This is a genomic window from Nonomuraea sp. IBHARD001, assembly GCF_056106265.1.
Window position 1 is genome coordinate 6,522,595 of record NZ_JBWBBW010000002.1, and the last position, 18,477, is coordinate 6,541,071.

Annotated in this window: 15 protein-coding genes; 8 read left to right on the forward strand and 7 right to left on the reverse strand. The window is 72.9% G+C overall.

What is annotated here, in order from left to right; all coding sequences use genetic code 11:
- Positions 1–105 precede the first annotated feature (105 nt).
- Positions 106–1,101, forward strand: coding sequence for a DUF4349 domain-containing protein (locus ACTWNK_RS31655; protein WP_474308572.1), 996 nt, complete (start codon positions 106–108; stop codon positions 1,099–1,101).
- Here the strand turns inward: ACTWNK_RS31655 and ACTWNK_RS31660 are convergent.
- Together ACTWNK_RS31660 and hemE are read right to left on the reverse strand one after the other, a co-directional pair.
- Positions 993–3,857, reverse strand: a complete 2,865-nt coding sequence (locus ACTWNK_RS31660; protein ID WP_474308573.1) for an AfsR/SARP family transcriptional regulator — start codon at positions 3,855–3,857, stop codon at positions 993–995. The two genes, ACTWNK_RS31655 and ACTWNK_RS31660, sit on opposite strands and share 109 nt — an antisense overlap.
- A gap of 118 nt (positions 3,858–3,975) precedes the next feature.
- Entirely contained in the window at positions 3,976–5,070 is a 1,095-nt protein-coding gene (hemE, locus tag ACTWNK_RS31665) for a uroporphyrinogen decarboxylase (protein WP_474308574.1), read from the reverse strand.
- Between the two features lie 248 nt (positions 5,071–5,318).
- On the opposite strand from hemE, the gene ACTWNK_RS31670 reads away from it, so the two are divergent.
- The 3 genes from ACTWNK_RS31670 (at position 5,319) to ACTWNK_RS31680 (ending at position 7,453) form a co-directional block, all read left to right on the forward strand.
- Positions 5,319–5,528 (forward strand): hypothetical protein, encoded by a 210-nt coding sequence (locus ACTWNK_RS31670; RefSeq protein ID WP_474308575.1) that lies wholly within the window; start codon positions 5,319–5,321, stop codon positions 5,526–5,528.
- Between the two features lie 69 nt (positions 5,529–5,597).
- A complete protein-coding gene (locus ACTWNK_RS31675; RefSeq protein WP_474308576.1) occupies positions 5,598–6,191 on the forward strand; it encodes a DUF3000 domain-containing protein in 594 nt (197 codons plus the stop codon).
- Between the two features lie 38 nt (positions 6,192–6,229).
- Complete coding sequence (locus ACTWNK_RS31680) at positions 6,230–7,453, forward strand: HRDC domain-containing protein (RefSeq protein ID WP_474308577.1); 1,224 nt, start codon at positions 6,230–6,232, stop codon at positions 7,451–7,453.
- Between the two features lie 25 nt (positions 7,454–7,478).
- Here the strand turns inward: ACTWNK_RS31680 and ACTWNK_RS31685 are convergent, their stop codons facing one another.
- The 3 genes from ACTWNK_RS31685 to ACTWNK_RS31695 all read right to left on the reverse strand — a co-directional run bounded on the left by ACTWNK_RS31685 (position 7,479) and on the right by ACTWNK_RS31695 (position 10,018).
- Positions 7,479–8,249, reverse strand: a complete 771-nt coding sequence (locus ACTWNK_RS31685; protein ID WP_474308578.1) for a sugar phosphate isomerase/epimerase family protein — start codon at positions 8,247–8,249, stop codon at positions 7,479–7,481.
- Positions 8,246–9,244 carry a LacI family DNA-binding transcriptional regulator gene (locus ACTWNK_RS31690; RefSeq protein ID WP_474308579.1) on the reverse strand — a complete coding sequence of 333 codons (999 nt, stop codon included), beginning with the start codon at positions 9,242–9,244 and terminating at the stop codon, positions 8,246–8,248. The genes ACTWNK_RS31685 and ACTWNK_RS31690 overlap by 4 nt, the downstream gene beginning before the upstream one ends.
- A gap of 114 nt (positions 9,245–9,358) precedes the next feature.
- Complete coding sequence (locus tag ACTWNK_RS31695) at positions 9,359–10,018, reverse strand: hypothetical protein (RefSeq protein WP_474308580.1); 660 nt, start codon at positions 10,016–10,018, stop codon at positions 9,359–9,361.
- Between the two features lie 174 nt (positions 10,019–10,192).
- Between ACTWNK_RS31695 and ACTWNK_RS31700 the strand changes: the two genes are divergently transcribed.
- The 4 genes from ACTWNK_RS31700 to ACTWNK_RS31715 all read left to right on the forward strand — a co-directional run bounded on the left by ACTWNK_RS31700 (position 10,193) and on the right by ACTWNK_RS31715 (position 16,110).
- Positions 10,193–10,930: a hypothetical protein gene (locus ACTWNK_RS31700; RefSeq protein ID WP_474308581.1), complete on the forward strand. Its 738-nt coding sequence runs from the start codon at positions 10,193–10,195 to the stop codon at positions 10,928–10,930.
- A 42-nt stretch (positions 10,931–10,972) separates the two neighbouring features.
- A complete protein-coding gene (locus ACTWNK_RS31705; RefSeq protein ID WP_474308582.1) occupies positions 10,973–12,172 on the forward strand; it encodes a thiolase family protein in 1,200 nt (399 codons plus the stop codon).
- Positions 12,169–14,271: a 3-hydroxyacyl-CoA dehydrogenase NAD-binding domain-containing protein gene (locus tag ACTWNK_RS31710; protein WP_474308583.1), complete on the forward strand. Its 2,103-nt coding sequence runs from the start codon at positions 12,169–12,171 to the stop codon at positions 14,269–14,271. The genes ACTWNK_RS31705 and ACTWNK_RS31710 overlap by 4 nt, the downstream gene beginning before the upstream one ends.
- A gap of 159 nt (positions 14,272–14,430) precedes the next feature.
- Positions 14,431–16,110 (forward strand): hypothetical protein, encoded by a 1,680-nt coding sequence (locus ACTWNK_RS31715; protein ID WP_474308584.1) that lies wholly within the window; start codon positions 14,431–14,433, stop codon positions 16,108–16,110.
- A gap of 74 nt (positions 16,111–16,184) precedes the next feature.
- Here ACTWNK_RS31715 and ACTWNK_RS31720 read toward each other — a convergent pair whose 3' ends face one another.
- Both ACTWNK_RS31720 and ACTWNK_RS31725 read right to left on the reverse strand, forming a co-directional pair.
- Positions 16,185–16,868, reverse strand: a complete 684-nt coding sequence (locus tag ACTWNK_RS31720) for a hypothetical protein (RefSeq protein ID WP_474308585.1) — start codon at positions 16,866–16,868, stop codon at positions 16,185–16,187.
- A gap of 40 nt (positions 16,869–16,908) precedes the next feature.
- A complete protein-coding gene (locus ACTWNK_RS31725) occupies positions 16,909–18,363 on the reverse strand; it encodes an amino acid permease (protein WP_474308586.1) in 1,455 nt (484 codons plus the stop codon).
- Positions 18,364–18,477 lie beyond the last annotated feature (114 nt).

Here is an 18,477-nt window from a genome sequence, read left to right on the forward strand (position 1 = left end):
CGCTACCGCCTCACCTCGCCGGTCGTGACGTCGCGGAGTGCCTAACGTGACACCTTCGTGACGGCACGCTCCAAACCGGCGCCCGGCGCGACCCGTCTATAGGTCATGACGAGAATCCGGTACGGCGTTGCGATCACGGCGGCGTGTGCCGCCTTATTCCTGACGGGGTGCGGGGGCAGCCTGCGCAGTTCGGGCGGCGAGTCGGCCGCGTCGGCCCCGAGGGCCCCGGCGGCGGACATGGACCAGGCCCCGGTCCCGCAGGAGGCCAAGAACGGCTCCGCGGACCCGGTGAAGATCACGCTCGAACAGCGCTCGATCATCTACATCTCGGAGCTGACCGTACGCGCCAAGGACGTCACGCAGGCGTCGGACAAGGCCAAACAGCTCGTCACCGGCGCGGGCGGCTACCTGGCATCGGAGGAGTCCAACTCCTTCAGCGGCGGCGACGGCAGCGCCACCATCGTGTTCAAGGTGCCGCCCGCGCGCTACGCCGAGGTGCTGACCGCGCTCGGCCGGGACCTGGGCGAACGCCAGAGCCTGCGCCAGGGCACCGAGGACGTCACCGAGCAGGTCGCCGACGTGGAGAGCAGGCTGAAGTCGGCCGAGGAGGCGCTGGCCTCGCTGCGCACCCTGCTCAAGCAGGCCAAGACGATCGGCCAGGTGCTCGAGGTCGAGCGCGAGATCTCCGGCCGGGAGAGCGAGCTCGAATCACTGCAGGCCAGGCAGAAGTCGCTGGCCGCCCAGGTCGCGATGGCCACCGTGACGCTGCGCCTGATCGGGCCCGTCACACCGTACGTGGCGCCCGATGACGATCCGTCGGGGTTCCTCGACGGGCTGGCGAACGGCTGGGACGCGCTGGTGGCCTTCGTCGGGGTGGTGCTGGTCGTGGTGGGCGTGCTGCTGCCCTGGCTGATCGTCATCGTGCCGCTGGTCGTCCTGGTGGTGGCCCTGGTGCGCCGGCGCAGGGCGCGCAAGGTGGCCAGGCGGCAGAGCTACGCCGTCGGCGCGCTGCGGGACGCCGGGCCGCCCGGTGCGGGCCCGGCGCACGGCGAACCCGCGTCGGCGCAGGCCGGGCCGGTCAGGGGTCCCGAGTCCGGCTGAGCGGACACGGCACGCGACCGCCTCAGCTCCCTTGAGGCGGTCGTGTGGCCGATCTCTTCGGCCACCTCCAGCGCCTCACGCAGCAGCGCGTCCCGCTCGGCGTGCCTGCCGAGGCCGTGCAGCGCCTCGGCCCTTCCACGCAGCACCGTCAGCTCCATGACCCTGTCTCCCACGTCGCGCAGGACGCCGAGCACCTGGCCGTAGAGCAGGTCGGCCCGGCGGCGGTCGCCGTCGGCCAGGGCCAGGGCGGCCATGCCCACCTCGACGGCGAGTTCGGCCCGCCACGCCTTCGCCGCCAGGCCGAGCGCCGAGGTGAGCAGCGCCCCGGCGGTCGCGGTGTCGCCCTCGTCGGCGTGCGCGCAGGCCAGCATCGAGGTGACCAGCGCCTCGGCGGGCCGGTCGGCGCACGCCCTGAGCACCGTCAGCGCCTGCTCGTAGTGCGCCTTCGCCGACGCGTGGTCGCCGAGGCCGCGCTCGGCGGTGCCGAGATGGGCCAGCACCCGGCCGCGCGTGTGGCCTTCGAGGGCGGGAAGGGCCTGGCGCAGGGCCGCCCTGGCTTCGGGGTACCTGCGTTCGAGCACGTGCAGCGAGCCGATCGAGACCAGCATCGCGCGCTCGCCCTGCGCGTCGCCCTTGGCCCTGCTGACCTGCAGGCCGAGCCTCGCGGTCGTGCGCCAGTCGTCGAGGTGGCCCCTGATCTCGTACAGCCGGGATCCGGCCAGCGCCAGGTTCCAGCAGACCTCGCTCAGCCCGGCGCCCGCCGCCTGCTCGACCAGCGCGGCGAGCGTGGCCCGCTCGGCGTCGAACCAGGCGGCGGGCTCGGCCAGCAGCAGGTCGACGGTGTCGGCGTCGGGCAGCCAGCGCCGCACGCCTGTCACGGCGGGCACGTGCTCGTCGTCGTACTCGCGCAGGTAGGCCTCCTCGGTCAGGGCGAGCGCGCAGCCGTGCACACGCAGCAGAGCGGCCTCGCTGTCCTGCTCGGGGTCGTCGGCCCGGGCGCGTTCCAGGGCGAACAGCCTGACCAGGTCGTGCAGGCGATATCTCTCCTGCCCGGCCGCGTCGGCGCCGAGCGGCGAGAGGAACTGGGCCTCGGTGAGGGCGTCGAGCAGGGCGTGCGCGTGCTCGATCGGCGCGTCGAGCAGGGCCGCCGCCGTCCACGCGGCCAATCCCGAAGGGGCGTTCAGCAGGCCGAGCCGCCTGAACAGCAGCCGCTCGCCCTCGGCCAGGTCCAGATAGCTGAGCTCGAACGTCGCCCGTACGTCCAGATCGCCCGCCCGTAGCTCGTCCAGCCTGCGCCGCTCGGCGCCGAGCCGGTCGGCCAGCCCGCCCGGTGTCCAGCCCGGCCTGGTGGCCAGGCGCGCGCCCGCGATCCGCAGGGCCAGCGGCAGGCCGTCGCACAACACGCCGAGCCTGGCCAGCCCCTCGGCCTCCGCGCCCGCCGCCGCCCCGAGCCGCCCCGGCAGGCCCGCGACCCTCGCCACCAGCGCCGCCGCCTCCCCCACCGGCAGTGCGCGCAGGGGCAGGGCCAGCGCGCCTTCGGCCACCAGGCCCTGGAACCTCCTGCGCCCGGTCACCACGACGCAGCATCCGGCCTCGCCGGGCAGCAGCGGGCGTACCTGGGCCGAGCTCGCCGCGTTGTCCAGCACGACGAGCACCCGGCGCCCGGTCAGCAGGCTGCGGTACGACGCGGCGCGCTCCTCCAGGCTCTCGGGCACGGCGTCGGCGCCGAGTGCGCGCAGGAAACGTTCGAGCACGTCGGCCGGGTCCGCGGGGTCGGTCTGGCCGCGCAGGTCGGCGAACAGCTGTCCGTCGGGGAAGCACGCGGCGACCCGGTGCCCCCAGTGCACGACCAGCCCGGTCTTGCCGACGCCGCCCACCCCGGTGACCACGCCGATCGGCAGGTGGCGGGCGTCGCCGTCCTTCACGGTGTCGAGGGCGGCGAGCTCGGCCTGCCTGCCGGTGAAGGAGCGCACGTCGGGCGGCAGATGCGCCGGGCGTATCCCCGGGTGCTCGCCGCCGCGCGCGCCGTCGCCCCTGAGGATCTCGGCATGCAGCTCGCGCAGCGGCCCGCCGGGCTCGATGCCCAGCTCGGTGCTCAGCGTCTCGCGCCCGGCGCGGTAGATCTCGAGCGCCTCGGCCCGCCTGCCCGACCGGTGCAGGGCCAGCATCAGCCTGGCGCGCAGCCCTTCGTGCAGCGGGCAGGCCGCCACCAGCGGCCCGAGCTCGGCCGCGGCCTCTCCGGCGCGCCCGGTCGCCACCAGCGCGTCGGCCCGCCGCTCGCACGCCCCGAGCCGCAACTCCTCAAGGCGCGCCACCTCCTCGCGCAGCACCGCCACATCCGGCAGATCGCAGTACGGCGAGCCGCGCCACAGCGCCAGCGCCCGGCCGAGCACCTCCCCGGCGACGCCGGGATCGCCCGCCGCCAGCGCCTCGGCCCCTTGTCTGCAGAGCGTCTCGAACCGCTCGGCGTCCAGCTCGCCGGGAAGCACGGTCATCACATAGCCGTCGGCCTCACGGCTGACCCGCGTGCCGCCGCCGAGCGCCTGGCGCAGGTGGTGCACGTGCCAGCGCAGGGTGTCGGGCGCCGAGGTGGGCGGGCGGTCACCCCACAGCGCGCCCGCGAGCCTGGCGTCGGGCACAGGCCGGTTGGCACTGCTGAGCAGGACGGCGAGCGCGGTCCGCTGTTTGGCCGAGCTCACCTCGACCCGTCGATCGTCACACGCCAGCGTCAGCCGGCCGAGCACGCCGAAATCCACGATCCGTTTCCCCGTCGGTCCATGGGCCCCCGCCCCACGCTGTCACAGAGCCGACGGCGAAGACCAGCCGGTCACATCACGGCTTGGCGACACCCCACACGGAATCGTGACATGCCGCTCAGCGCGCGGTCAGCTCGTGCACCAGGTCGGTGAGGCGCTTGAGCTGGTCGGGGTCGGTGTTGGGCAGCACGCCGTGGCCGAGGTTGAACACGTGGCCCTCGGCCGCCTCCGCCCTGCGCACGATGTCGCGGGCGCGGCTCTCGACAGCCTCCCAGGGGGCCAGCAGGATGGCCGGGTCCAGGTTGCCCTGCAGCGCCTTGCCCGGTCCGACCCTGCGCGCGGCCTCGTCCAGCGGGACGCGCCAGTCGACGCCCACCACGTCGGCCCCGGCCTCGCCCAGCACGCCGAGCAGCTCGCCGGTGCCGACACCGAAGTGGATGCGCGGGGCGCCGAGCCCTTCGAGCCCGGCGAAGATCCGGCTGGTGTAGGGCAGCACGAACTCGCGGTAGTCGTCGGGCGAGATCGCGCCGACCCAGGAGTCGAACAGCTGCACGGCCGAGGCGCCTGCGGCGATCTGCAGGCGCAGGTGCTCAAGGACGATGACCGTGAGCCGCTCCATGAGCGCGTGCCACAGGCGCGGCTCGCCGTACATCATGGCCTTGGTGTGGTCGTGGTTCTTGGAGGGGCCGCCCTCGACGAGGTAGGAGGCGAGGGTGAAGGGTGCTCCGGCGAAGCCGATGAGCGGCGTCGCGCCGAGCTCGGCGACCAGGGCGCCGATGGCCTCGGTGACGTAGGGCACGTCGCCCGGCTCCAGGGGGCGCAGCACGCCGAGCCCGGCCTCGTCGCGGATCGGGTCGGCGATGACGGGGCCGACGCCGGGCTTGATGTCGAGGTCGACGCCGATCGCCCTGAGCGGCACGACGATGTCGCTGAAGAAGATGGCCGCGTCGACGCCGTAGCGGCGGACCGGCTGCAGGGTGATCTCGACGATGAGGTCGGACCGCTCGCACGCCTGGAGCATGGGCACGCCTTCGCGGATCCTGAGGTATTCGGGCAGCGAACGCCCTGCTTGACGCATGAACCACACGGGGGTGTGGCTCACGGGCTGGCGGCGGCAGGCGCGAAGGAACGCTGACTCGTCAAGACTCACCCCACGATGGTCCCACGCCCGGGGCGCGGTCCTTCCATCGACCGGTATCGGAAATGTGTGCATTGAACAGCCCAATTCATGATCAGATAGGCAGGTACAGGTTTAGCGGTAGCGCCTGCACAACCGTCGTGGCCGGGTAGAAGGCGCCCCAAGGGTGGCCTTCGTACCGGTCTCGGCTAGTCCAAAAGTTCGCCAAGCCGCCGCGCGGCATCGATTACGCCACCACTTTCGGGACACGCCGAGCGCGTTGCACGGAATTGTCGGCGAGGCATGCCAACGTCGGAGCACGACCTGACGAAAGGCCACCTGCGATGACCGCGTTGTGGAGTTCCCCCGAACGCCGCACTGAGCACTGCCTTAGCTGCGCCGACGACAGGGAGTTCGAGCAGCCGCCGTGCGTGGACGGGCACGAGCCCGGCGCGTGCCCCGAAAGGGCGTGCGTGGTGTGCGGTCACGCGCTGTTCGACGGCTCCCCCGACCCGGTCTTCTCCGTCGCCAGCCCGGTTACGGCAGCGGCTTGAGCGGCACGACAGGATTCAATGAGCACCCCCGTGGTCCCCATGCGACCGGCTTCGACCTACGCTTCGGCTATGACTCTCGGTGACGCGCCTCCGGCCCCCGCCGAATTCAGGCGGGCCGCCGAGAGCCTGCGCCTGCCGGCGGTCAGACCGGAGATCGAGCTGGAGGACCTGCCCGCGCCCCAGCGGCTGGCCCCGTTCTCGGCGGCCATCGGCGCCTCGGTCTACCGAGACGACGAGGAGCTCGCCGTGGGCAGGCTCATCCTGCTCTACGACCCCGAGGGACAGCGCGGCTGGGAGGGTCCCTTCCGGCTCGTCGCCTACGTCAGGGCCGACATGGAGCCGGAGATCACCTCGGACCCGCTGCTCGGCCCGGTCGCCTGGAGCTGGCTGACCGAGGCGCTGGAGTCGCACGAAGCCGCCTACTCGGCCGCGGGCGGCACCGTCACCAGGGCGGTCTCCGAAGGGTTCGGCAACAAGGCCGACGACCCGGTCACCACCGAGCTGGAGCTGCGGGCCTCGTGGTCCCCGACGGAGGAGGACCTCTCCGGTCACGTCACCGCCTGGTGCGACCTGATGTGCACAGCGGCCGGCATCCCACCCCTCCCACCTGACGTGGCCCCGTTGCCGCGCCGACGCGAAGATCCGGAGTCCTTCAGGCCGTGACCGATCGAAGTGAGGGCACTGAAAAGCACAGCACAGCCGTGACGGGTGAAGAGGTCATCCCGTTGCTGGAGCCACGCGAGGGGATACCTCCCGTCATCGCCGGGCCGGACGCGCTCACCAGAGCCGTCGACCTGTTCGGCGCGGGCACGGGACCCGTCGCCGTGGACGCCGAGCGCGCCTCGGGCTACCGCTACGGCGGTCGCGCCTACCTGGTCCAACTGCGCAGGGCCGGGGCGGGAAGCGCGCTGATCGATCCCATCGCCGTGCCCGACCTGTCGGGCCTCGACGCGGCGCTCTCGGGCGCCGAGGTCGTGCTGCACGCCGCATCCCAGGACCTGCCCTGCCTGGCCGAGATCGGGTTCAGACCGCGCGTCATGTTCGACACCGAGCTCGCCGGACGGCTGCTCGGCTACGAGCGGGTGGGGCTCGGCACGATGGTCGAGACCGTGCTCGGCCTGCGCCTGGAGAAGGGCCACTCGGCCGCCGACTGGTCGACGCGCCCGCTGCCCGAAGACTGGCTGCGTTATGCGGCGCTCGATGTCGAGGTGCTGGTGGAGCTGCGTGACGTGCTGCATGCCGAGCTCGTCGAGAGCGGCAAGCTGCAGTGGGCGCAGGAGGAGTTCGAGGCGGTGCTCAAGACTCCGGCTCCCGCTCCGCGCGCCGATCCGTGGCGGCGCACGTCGGGCATACACAAGGTGCGCTCGGTGCGGGCGCTGGCGATCGTGCGCGAGTTGTGGACGATGCGCGACCAGATCGCACGCGGCGGCGACATCGCGCCCGGCCGGGTGCTGCCCGACACCGCGATCATCACGGCCGCGCTTGAGGTGCCCAAGACCAAGAAGGCGCTGACCGAGATCTCCGCCTTCACCGGCCGCAGCGCCCGCAGGCACATGAGCGACTGGCTCGCCGCCGTCGCCAGGGCACGCGCCCTGCCCGACGCCGACCTGCCGCAGCCCAGCACGCCCGGCGACGGCCCGCCTCCGGCCAACCGCTGGGCCGATCGCGACCCCGCCGCCGCCAGGCGCCTGGCCGCGGCCAGGGCGGCGGTGGCCGCGCTGGCCGACGAGCACCACATGCCGACCGAGAACCTCCTGCAGCCCGAGGCCGTACGCAGGCTGACCTGGGAGCCTCCGGCCGACCTCACCGAGGAGGCGGTCGCCGAGCGCCTGTCCTCGCTGGGCGCCAGGGCCTGGCAGGTCGCGCTGACGACGGTCCCGCTGACGAAGGCGCTGCTGCGCCTGGAGACGAAGGGCGAGGCCTAGAACGGCAGGCGTGGGTCCGGCACTCTCAGGAGTAGCGCCGGACCCAGGCCGCGGCTCCCGGCAGCACGCTCTCGACCGGTCCCGCCTTCGGGTACCACGCGCGTTCCCACTCCAGCGACGCCCACCCGTCGTAGCCCGCCGCCCGCAGCAGCCGCCCGCACTCGGCCAGCGGCACGCCGCCGGACCCCAGCGGCACCGGTGTGCTGTCCTGCGCCGACACCGCGTCCTTGACCTGGACGAACGCCAGCCAGGGGCCGAGCCCGGCCAGCGTCTCGGCGGGCGACTCGCCGTGCCGCCACGGGTGCAGCAGGTCCCACAACGCGCCCGTGCACTCGGGTTCGGCCGCCTCGCTGAGCAACCGGCCCACGTCGGCTCCCCTCGGCATCAGGTCGTGCGTCTCGACCAGCACGCGTACGCCCAGCTCGCGTGCGGCCCCGGCGACCGCCCTCAGCCTGCGGGCGCCCACGGCGCTCTCACTGCCGCGCGGGAAGACGCGCACGCCGGGCGCGCCCAGGTCGGCGGCCAGCCGCAGTTCGGCCAGCAGCGCGGCGACGACGGGCGAGTCGCGGCCGGGCTCGCACAGCCTGACGTACCCGGCCAGCGCCGCGACCTGCAGCCCGGCCGCGGCCACCGCCTCGCGCACCAGCGCGCGCTGCCCCGCGTCCAGGCCCGTGTGCACGCCGGTGTCGGGATGCACGCGCAGTTCGAGCCCCGCGCAGCCGTAGGCCTTCGCGGTGGCGATCGCCTCGCCCAGCGGCCTGTCCGGCATGCCGAGCGTGCTGACCGCCAGCCTCACCGGCCGTCCCAGCGTCGCACGCTGGCCCGCAGCACGACCTCGCCCCTGACGTCGTCGACCCTCGTCCCGCCGCCTCCCGACAGGGCGAGTTCCAGGGCGCGCTCCCCCATGCCGGTCAGCGGCAGCCGTACCGTGGTCAGGGCGGGCACCAGGTCGCGCAGGGTGGGGATGTCGTCGAAACCGGCGACCGACACCTGCTCGGGCACCGGGATGCCACGGTCGCGGTAGGAGGCGAGCGCGCCGACGGCCATCACGTCGTTGACCGCGAACACACACGTCGCGTCGCCGCTCTCAGCCGCCGCGTGGTAGCCGCCGTCGCGGTCGAAGGGGCCGTGGATCACCCTCGGCGCCGGAAGGCCGAGATCGGCGAGCACACCGACGAAGCCGTCGCACCGGTCGGTCGCGGTGATGAGGTTCTCGGGCCCGGCCAGTACGGCGAAGCGGGTGTGACCGAGCCCGGCCAGCCGTCTGGCCAGTGCGGCGGCGCCCGCCCGGTTGGCGGGGGCGACGGTGTCGACGCCGAGCAGGTCCTGGCCGACGCAGGCGACCTTGCCTCCGGCCTCCTGGTACCTGCGCAGTTCCTCGCGCAGTCTGCCGGTCACCTGGTGGTCGGCGATGCGCGAGCCCGCCAGCAGCACCGCGCGCACCCGCTGGGCGCCGAGCGTGGCGACATAGCCGATCTCCCGCTCGGGGTCGCGGTGGGTGGCGCCGATCATGACGACCAGGCCCCGGCCCGCGGCCACCCGCATGGCGCCGTCGGCGATGGCGGCGAAGTAGGGGTCGGTCAGGTCGTGCACGACCAGGCCGATGACATTGCTCGCCCCTCTGGCCAGCGTCTGGGCCGCCACATTGGTGCGGTAGCCGAGCTCGGCCGCGGCCTGGCGCACCTTCTCGCACAGGGCGGGCCCGACCTGGCGGGTGCTGCCGTTGAGCACCCGCGAGGCGGTGGCGAGCGACACTCCGGCGCGGCGGGCGACATCCTCCAGCGTGATCACGACACCTCCTGGAAAGCGACTTCCAGTGCGCCTGGACCCGGCAGGGCCCGTGTGGCACCGATCGTGATCGTACGACCGAGGGCCGCAGGGTGATACGCCGGGGCCCGCAGGAGGTCAGAACAGCCAGTCGAGCAGGCCGCCTCTCCTGGGCGGTTCGACCGGCTCCGGCGCGGGTTGCGTCGGTTCGGGGGCCTGGGTGGGCGTGGTGGGCTGCGGCTGCTGCGAGGGGCGTTCGGCGGGGGGCCGCGGCTGCTCGGCCTGCTCGGTCTGCTCGCCGTCGTCGAGCTGCGGGACCTTCTCCGGCTCCTCGGCCTGCTGCTCGGGCGTCCTGGCCACGCGGGTGGGCGCCATGCTCGGCCGCCGGGTCTCGCGCGGGGACTCGGCGTCCGGCGAGTGCGTCGGCCGTGCGGGTCCGGCGGTCGAGCTGGCCGTGGGGGTGAGGCTGGGCGTGGGGGCCGGGGGCTCGGCCTGGCCCTTCCAGGTGGGGAGCACGGCCGAGGCGCAGCGGGCGCCGCACTCGGGGCTCGCCGTACCGAAGCTCGACAGCAGCCAGCCCGCGCCGACGCCGAGGGCGACGACGGCCAGTGCGCCCTTGACCAGGACCTTGGTCCGGCGGCGTTGCTCGTTCTCGCGTTCGGCGTCGACCTCGGCGGCGGTGATCCAGCCGGAGTCGAAGAAGCGGGGCTGCTCGTCGGCGTCGTCGGGGTCCTGCTCCGCCACCATCGCCCGGCGGATCTCCTCTTCGGACGACCACGCGCTCACTTCGCGTCCCACGACGAACCCTCTCCGCTGTGCGTCTTGATCGTTATTTACTAACAGACCCGACTCCCCCGTGTCCGGAAATTCCACACACAATGTGTACTCAATGGGGCTCGTAGGGATTTGGGAACGCGGCAATCTCCCCTAAATCCCTTCGTCATCACCATTTGTGACGCCATGATTACCGGCATGCTCCAGCCCGACACCTTTCCAGGGGCGCGACCCCTGGCCCTGCTGCGCTCGCGCGCGACGCTCGCCCGTCGCAGGGCGCTGGCCACACTGTGCGCGGTGATCGCCCTGCTCGCCTCGATCCAGATGCTCGCCGAACGCGCCGCGACCCGGCAGGCCGCACTGCCGTACGCGGTGGCGGCGCTCGCGGTCTTCCTGCTGGCCCTGCCCGCGCTCGCCCTCACCCAGGCCCAGTGGGCCAGGCGCTCGCGCCGGGCGCTCGATCGCCAGCACGCCCTGTACGCCGCGCCGGTCCCGGTGCTGGCCCGCGCCCTGACCAGACTGGCGGTGGCGGCGGGCTGGCTGGTCGCCCTGCTGCTCGGCTGCACGCTGCCCCGCCTGTTCGCCGACTCCGGCCTGTACGGCTTCGCGGCGGCGCTCGGCCAGGCGGCGGAGGTGCTCGCGGTGATCGGATATGCCACGGGGGTGTTTTTCGCGATCTGGTGGGCATGCGATGCCCTGGGGATGGTGGTGCGCAGTGGCGTGCGGCCGGGTGGGACACCCAGCGATCCATGGGATCCCGGCCGCACGCCGCGTCACCCCTGGGCCTCGGCGCTCAAGGCGGTCGCCGCCTTCCTGCTCGCCGCACTGGTCGGCGGCCGGGCGCACCTGTGGGAGCCGGACACCACGACCGTGTGCCTGCTGCTGTGCGGCTCGCTGGGCGCGCTGCTCGCGTACGGACTGGTTACCGGCGAGTAGCATAGGAGGTAGAGGCTTCCCACCAGCGAGGAGCGAATCACCGTGCCTTCCTCTCGTGACGTCGTGTTCGTCGACGGCGTGCGCACGCCTTTCGGCAAGTCAGGCCCTAAGGGCATGTACGCGGAGACCCGCGCCGACGACCTCGTCGTCCGTGTGATCCGCGAGCTCATCAGGCGCAATCCCGGCCTGCCGCCCGAGCGTGTCGACGAGGTCGCCATCGCGGCCACCACCCAGATCGGCGACCAGGGCCTGACGATCGGCCGCTCGGCCGCCGTCCTGGCCGGACTGCCCAAGAGCGTTCCCGGCTATGCCATCGACCGGATGTGCGCGGGCGCGATGACCGCCGTCACCTCCGTCGCCGGAGGCATCGCGTTCGGCGCCTACGACGTCGCCATCGCGGGAGGCGTCGAGCACATGGGCCGCCACCCGATGGGCGAAGGCGTCGATCCCAATCCTCGCTTCCTGTCCGAGAGCCTGGTCGACGGCAGTGCGCTGGTCATGGGGATGACCGCGGAGAACCTGCACGACCGCTACCCGGGCATCACCAAGGAGCGCGCCGACGCCTACGCGGTCCTCAGCCAGGAGAAGGTCGCCAAGGCCTACGCCGACGGCCGGATCCAGCCCGACCTGGTCCCGACCGCGACCCGCAAGGCCGCCGAAGGCTGGGGCCTGGCCACCGTCGACGAGGCGCCGCGTCCCGGCACCACGCTCGAAGGACTGGCCTCGCTCAAGACGCCGTTCCGCGCGCACGGCAGGGTGACGGCGGGCAACGCCTCCGGCATCAACGACGGCGCGACCGGCTGCGTGCTCGCCGCCGCCGACACCGCGGCCGAGCTCGGCCTGCAGGCCAAGATGCGCCTGGTGTCCTACGCCTTCGCCGGGGTCGACCCCGAGGTCATGGGCGTCGGGCCGATCCCCTCGACCGAGCGCGCCCTGCGCCTGGCCGGGCTCACGATCGGCGACATCGGCCTGTTCGAGATCAACGAGGCGTTCGCCGTACAGGTGCTGGCCTTCCTCGACCACTTCGGCATCGCCGACGACGACGCCCGCGTGAACCCATACGGCGGCGCCATCGCCTTCGGGCACCCGCTCGCCTCGTCGGGCGTGCGGCTGATGACGCAGCTGGCCCGCCAGTTCGGCGAGCGGCCCGACGTGCGCTACGGCGTCACCACCATGTGCGTGGGCATGGGCATGGGCGGAACGGTCATCTGGGAGAACCTCGCCTGGGAGGGCGCCAAGTGAGCACCATCGACAGCCTTCGCGCACTGCTGACCGCCGACGGCAAGGGCGCCGACGAGGTCGTCACCAAGGCGCTCGTGCGCGACGTCGACCTGCCGGACGGCACCGGGACCATGGCGCTCATCACGCTGGACAACGGCTTCGACCACACCAAGCCGAACACCTTCGGCCCGCACGGCCTGCTCAGCCTCAACGACGCGCTCGACGCCGTCGCGGCGCGCACCGACCTGGCCGCGGTCGGTGTGACCGGCAAGCCGTTCATCTTCGCCGTCGGCGCCGACCTCAAGGGCGCGGCCACCGTGTCGGAGCGGGCCGAGGCCAGGGCGATCGGCGAGCTCGGGCACCTGGTCTTCCGCAGGCTCGGCGAGCTGGGCGTGCCGTCGTTCGCGTTCGTCAACGGCGCGGCGATGGGCGGCGGGCTCGAGATCGCCCTGCACTGCACCTACCGGACGATCTCCTCCGGGGTGCCCGCGCTCGCGCTGCCGGAGTGTTTCCTCGGCCTGGTGCCGGGCTGGGGCGGCACCCAGCTGCTGCCGAGGCTCATCGGTCCCGCGAACGCCGTCAAGCTGATCATCGAGAACCCGCTCGCGCAGAACCGCATGATCAAGGGGCGTGCGGCGTTCGAGCTCGGCGTGGCCGACGCGATGTTCGAGCCCGCCGACTTCCTCGAGGAGTCGCTGCGCTGGGCATCGGCCGTCCTGCGCGGCGCCACCGAGGTCGAGCGGCCCTCCTTCGAGGACGAGGACTGGGCCAAGATCGTGGGCGATGCCCGCTTCCTGGTCGACATCAAGCTGCACGGCGCCTCGCCCGCCCCCTACCGCGCGCTCGACCTCATCGCCCAGGCGCGGCACGCCTCCCGCGACGAGGGCTTCGCCGCCGAGGACGACGCGCTGGCCGACCTGCTCATGAGCGACGAACTGCGCGCCGGGCTCTACGCCTTCGACCTGGTCCAGCGCCGGGCCAAGCGGCCCGCCGGCGCGCCCGACAAGGCGCTGGCGCGCAAGGTGACCAAGGTGGGCGTCGTCGGGGCCGGGCTGATGGCCTCGCAGATGGCGCTGCTGTTCGCCCGTCGCCTGGAGGTGCCCGTCGTCCTGACCGACCTCGACCAGGCCCGCCTGGACAAGGGCGTCGGCTACGTGCACGGCGAGGTCGACAAGCTGCTGGCCAAGGGCCGCATCTCCAGCGACCAGGCGAACCGGCTCAAGGGCCTGGTCACCGGCTCGCTGACCAAGGACGCCTTCGCCGACGCCGACTTCGTCATCGAGGCCGTCTTCGAGGAGATGAAGGTCAAGCAGCAGGTGTTCGCCGAGGTCGAGGCCGTGGTGTCCGACACCTGCGTGCTCGCGACCAACACCTCGTCGCTGTCGCTGACCGAGATGGGCTCCCGGCTCGCGCATCCCGAACGGCTGGTCGGGTTCCACTTCTTCAACCCGGTCGCGATCATGCCGCTGCTGGAGATCGTCAAGGGCGCCGCGACCGACGACGCCACGCTGGCCACCGCGTTCGCGGTCGGCAGGTCGCTGAAGAAGTCGTCGGTGCTGGTCAAGGACGCTCCCGCGTTCGTGGTCAACCGGCTGCTGACCCGCTTCATGGGCGAGGTCTTCGCCGCCGTCGACGAGGGCACGCCGCTGGAGGTCGCCGAGCACGCGCTGGACGAGCTCGGGCTGCCGATGACGCCGTTCGCGCTGCTGCAGCTCGTCGGGCCCGCCGTCGGGCACCACGTCTCGCAGACCCTGCACGCGGCCTTCCCCGACCGTTTCGGCGTCTCGGCGAACCTGGCCGCGCTCGTCGCCTCGGGCAAGCCGGGCGTGTACCGTCCCGACTTCACCCTCGACCCCGACGCCGTCGCCCTCTTCACGGGCGGCGCCTCGCCCTCCACACCCGAGCAGGTACGGCTGCGCACGCTGACCGCGCTGTCGCAGGAGATCCGCCTCATGCTGGACGAGGGCGTCGTCTCGGCGGCCCAGGACATCGACCTGTGCATGCTGCTGGGCGCCGGATGGCCGTTCCATCTGGGCGGCGTCACGCCGTACCTGGACCGCGCCGGGCTGGCATCGCCTCGATTCCTGCCCGCCGGGGTGGCGTCGCTGCCCGCCTCCTGAGCGTCGCGTTTGTGCCCGTACGGGCGTGTCCCTGCTGGTGGGGTGCGCTCGTACGGGCGTTTCGGGGTGGGTGTTCGGTGGGGGATGCGGGGCCGACGATGGGGGAGTCTTGGGGGATTGGTCCCTATTCCCGGGACAGGGTCCGGGTAGGGGGCAGCCATGAACAAGCTACACAAAGGGCTTCTCGCCTTCGCCATAGGACTGACCGCCGTCGGTGCCGGCGTCGCACTTCCCGCCCACGCCGACACCCGCAGCGCCGTGAGTGACCCGCCCGGCGACGACGAGCCGCTCTTCCTCGGCATCAAGGGCACCACGATCGCCGACATCCTGCACGACCTCGACGACGACGGCAAACTGTCGGCCTCGGTCAAGGTCCAGGTGCTCAAGGACTTCTTCGGCAAGCCCAAGCCCGGCTGGCCGCTCCCGCCCGTGATCGCACCCGCACCCGCTCCCGTCGCCGTCGCGCCGCCGAAGCCCGCGCCCAAGCCGGAGCCCGCCGTACAGGTCATCGACGTCCTGCCCACCCCCACCGACTGGCACCCCTACGTGCTGAGCCCCGTCGCCACCCTCGCCGTCATCGAGGACCTGCTGGCCAGCGACATCCTCACCAAGGACACCAAGACCCTCGTCCGCGACGAACTCGCCGACATGCTCGACACCGACCCCGCCGACGACGAGGACTCCACAGAGGACGCGGAGACCGACGAGGCCGCCCCGGCCGACGACCCGGCCCCCACCGACGAGGCACCCGCTGCCGACGAACCGGCACCTGCCGACGAAGCAGGCCCGGCGGACGAGGCAGAGGCTCCGGCGGACGAGCAGGCTCCGGCCGACGACGCAGCAGCACCCGCAGAGGGGACGGCAGCGGCCCCCGCAGACGAAGCCGCAGCGCCCGCCGACGAGGCAGCCGCCCCGGCCGACGAAGCCGCAGCACCCGCAGAGGAAGCCGCAGCTCCCGCTGATGGGGCGGCAGCTCCGGCCGACGAGGCTGCGGCTCCCGCAGACGAGGCGGCAGCGGCCCCGGCTGAGGAAGCTGCGCCCGCCGACGAGGCAGCGGCTCCGGCCGAGGAGGTCGCGCCCGTGGACGCGGAGGCAGTCCCGGCCGGGGAAACCGCGCCCGTGGACGAGGCCGCGCCTGCCGCACCCGCCGACGAGGCTGTCCCGGCCGCCGACACAGCGCCCGCCGACGAGGCAGCTCCCGCAGCGGACGCGGCAGCGGCTCCCGCAGAGGAGGCTGCTCCGGCTGACGAGGCCGCCAGTCCTGCTGAGCCCGCCGCTCCCGCCGCACCTGCAGCGGACGCCGCTCCCGCCGACGCGGCCGCGCCCGTAGTGGACGCGGCAGCCGCTCCGGCAGCAGACCCCGCCCCGGCGGCGGAGCCGGTCCCGGCCGAGGACGCCGCTCCCGCTGAGGACGCCGCTCCCGCTGAGGACGCCGCTCCCGCTGCGGAGGCGGCGCCTGCCGCAGAGGCGGCTCCTGTCGACCAGGCCGCTGAGCCTGCCGCCGAGGAGGCGCCCGCCGCCCCGGCCGAGGTCGTCAAGGCGCCTGCCGAAGCTGCGGCCGAGGCGCCCGCCGCTCCGGCCGTGGACGTGCGTGCGGTCGACGCCCCGGCGGGTGCGCGCACCGCCGACCCCGTACCCGCTGGTCCTGAGGCCGAGCCCGCCGAGCCCGCTGTGGCCGCTGCCGTCGAGCCGGTCGGGGTGGAGCCCGCGCCGCCCGCCGTCGTGGCCGAGGCCCCTGCGTTCGACGACGCGGAGGCAGAGACTCAGGCGGAGGAGGCGGCGCCCACGGTGGAGGCGCCGCTTGACGCCGCCGAGGGCGAGGCCGAGGACAGCGAGTAACCAACGCCCGACCGAGCACGACAAGCACCAAGGAGGGGCCGTGGCGCATCACGAGCCACGGCCCCTCCCCCTGCCTACCCCCGGGTCAGCCCCCGGCGACGCCGTGACACCACCAGCAGAGCCGCCAGCACCCCGGCCACCACGGCCACCAGCACCCCAGCCCCGACATACGGCGTACGCCACCACGACACGGACTCCACCGTCACCCGCGTAGCAGGCGCAACCGCAGCCGTACCACCGGGCGCGCCCAGTGCAGCCGCTCCCCCGGACGCCGCGGGGAAGCCGGGCGGGCGGACCGCGCCCCAGGGGTCCTTGCCGCCGTTCGCCTCCAGGTAGCGTTCGATGCCCTCCTTGACCCCGGGCTCGAGCGCGTTGAGCGCCAGCCCGCCCGGAACGGTCAGCACGCCGATCGCGAACGGCGCGAACCAGCCCTGGAGCCCTTCCACCTGCCAGGTCCCGGCGGGCAGGGCCACGGCGGCGGCGTAGTGGGCGGGTTCGGGCAGCGCCGTGCCCTTGAAGGTGTGGACGGCGTTCCCGTCGGTGAAGCGGAGGGCGACCTCCCCCAGATCGGTGCCGACATAGGGATGGTTACCGTGCTGCAGCAGCCAGAAGCCGACCGTGTAGGCGCCGCCGGGCGCCACCGAGGCGGGCAGCGGGTCGAGGTAGGTCACCGCCCACCCACCGGCCGCCGACGAGGGAACGGCGGCGGCCAGGGGTACGGCGAGCGCCAGCAGAAGCGCGAGCAGGATTCGTCTCATGCAAGGGGGTACACCGCCCGCCGCCCGGAGGTTCCGGGCGTCAGGAGGAACGCCCCACCCGGCTGCGGCGATAGCCGTACACGAAGTACAACGCCAGGCCGATCAGCATCCACACCACGAACCGCAGCCACGTCTCGACGGCCAGGTTCAGCATGAGGTACACGCATGCCAGCACCGCCACGACCGGCACGAACGGCACCAGCGGCGTGCGGAAGGAGCGAGGCACGTCCGGCCGGGTACGCCGCAGCACGATCACGCCGATCGACACCACGACGAAGGCGAACAGCGTGCCGATGTTCACCATCTCGGCCAGCGCGCTCAGCGGGATGAACCCGGCCAGCACCGCGGTCACCACACCGATGATCACAGTGACCCTCGCGGGCGTGCCGTAGCTGGGATGCACCTTGGCCAGCCCGCGCGGCAGCAGCCCGTCCCGGCTCATCGCGAACAGCACCCGGCTCTGGCCGAGCATCAGGATGAGGATGACCGTGGTCAGGCCCGAGATGCCGCCGACGCTGATGATCCCGGCGATCCACGGCTGCCCCACCGCCTTGAACGCGTCGGCGAGCGGCGCGACCTCGCTGAGCTGCCCGTACGGCTGCATGCCGACGACGACGAGCGAGACGGCGACGTACAGCACCGTGCACACCACCAGCGAGGCGATGATGCCGATCGGCAGGTCGCGCTGCGGCCTGCGGGTCTCCTCGGCGGCGGTGGCGACGACGTCGAACCCGATGTAGGCGAAGAACACGATCGCCGCCGCGGTGAAGATGCCCGCCACGCCGAACACGGTGGGTGTGATGCCGAACAGCACCTGGATCAGCGGCGCGGCCATGCCACTGGCCCCTGGCGTCGACTCGGCCGCCGGGATGAACGGGGTGTAGTTGGCCCCGTTGACGAAGAACAGCCCGGCGAAGATGACGAGCAGGATGACGGCGACCTTGATGGTGACCATCACCAGGTTGAACCTGGCCGACAGCTTCACCCCGACCACCAGCAGCCAGGTCAGCAGCAGCGTGACGACGACCGCCATGTAGTTGACGTTCAGCCCGCCGATCGCCACCTCGGGCAGGTTCACGCCGAGGGAGTCCAGGACGGAGTCGAAGTACCCCGACCAGCCGACGGCCACGACCGCGCCGCCGAGCGCCATCTCCAGCATGAGGTCCCAGCCGATGATCCACGCCGGCAGCTCGCCGATCGTGGCGTAGGAGAAGGTGTAGGCCGATCCCGCGACCGGGATGGTCGAGGCGAACTCGGCGTAGCAGAGGGCGGCCAGACCGCACACGACGGCGGCGACCACGAACGAGATCGCGACGGCCGGGCCCGCGTAGTCCTTGGCCGCGATGCCGGTCAGGGTGAAGATGCCGGTCCCGACGATCACCCCGATCCCGAAGACTGTCAGGTCGAGCGCGGACAGCGTGCGCTTGAGCTTGTGCTCTGGTTCGTCCGCGTCTCGGATGGATTGCTCGACGCTTTTCGTCCTGAAGATCTCCACACGTCGTGCATTCCCCCAGCAGGGGCGAGCATGCGGCATCCTCCTTGTGGCCGGGCGGTTCAGGGTTGCCTCAGGGGTATGACCCGATGCCGGTCGGCGCAGGTCAGGGCAGGG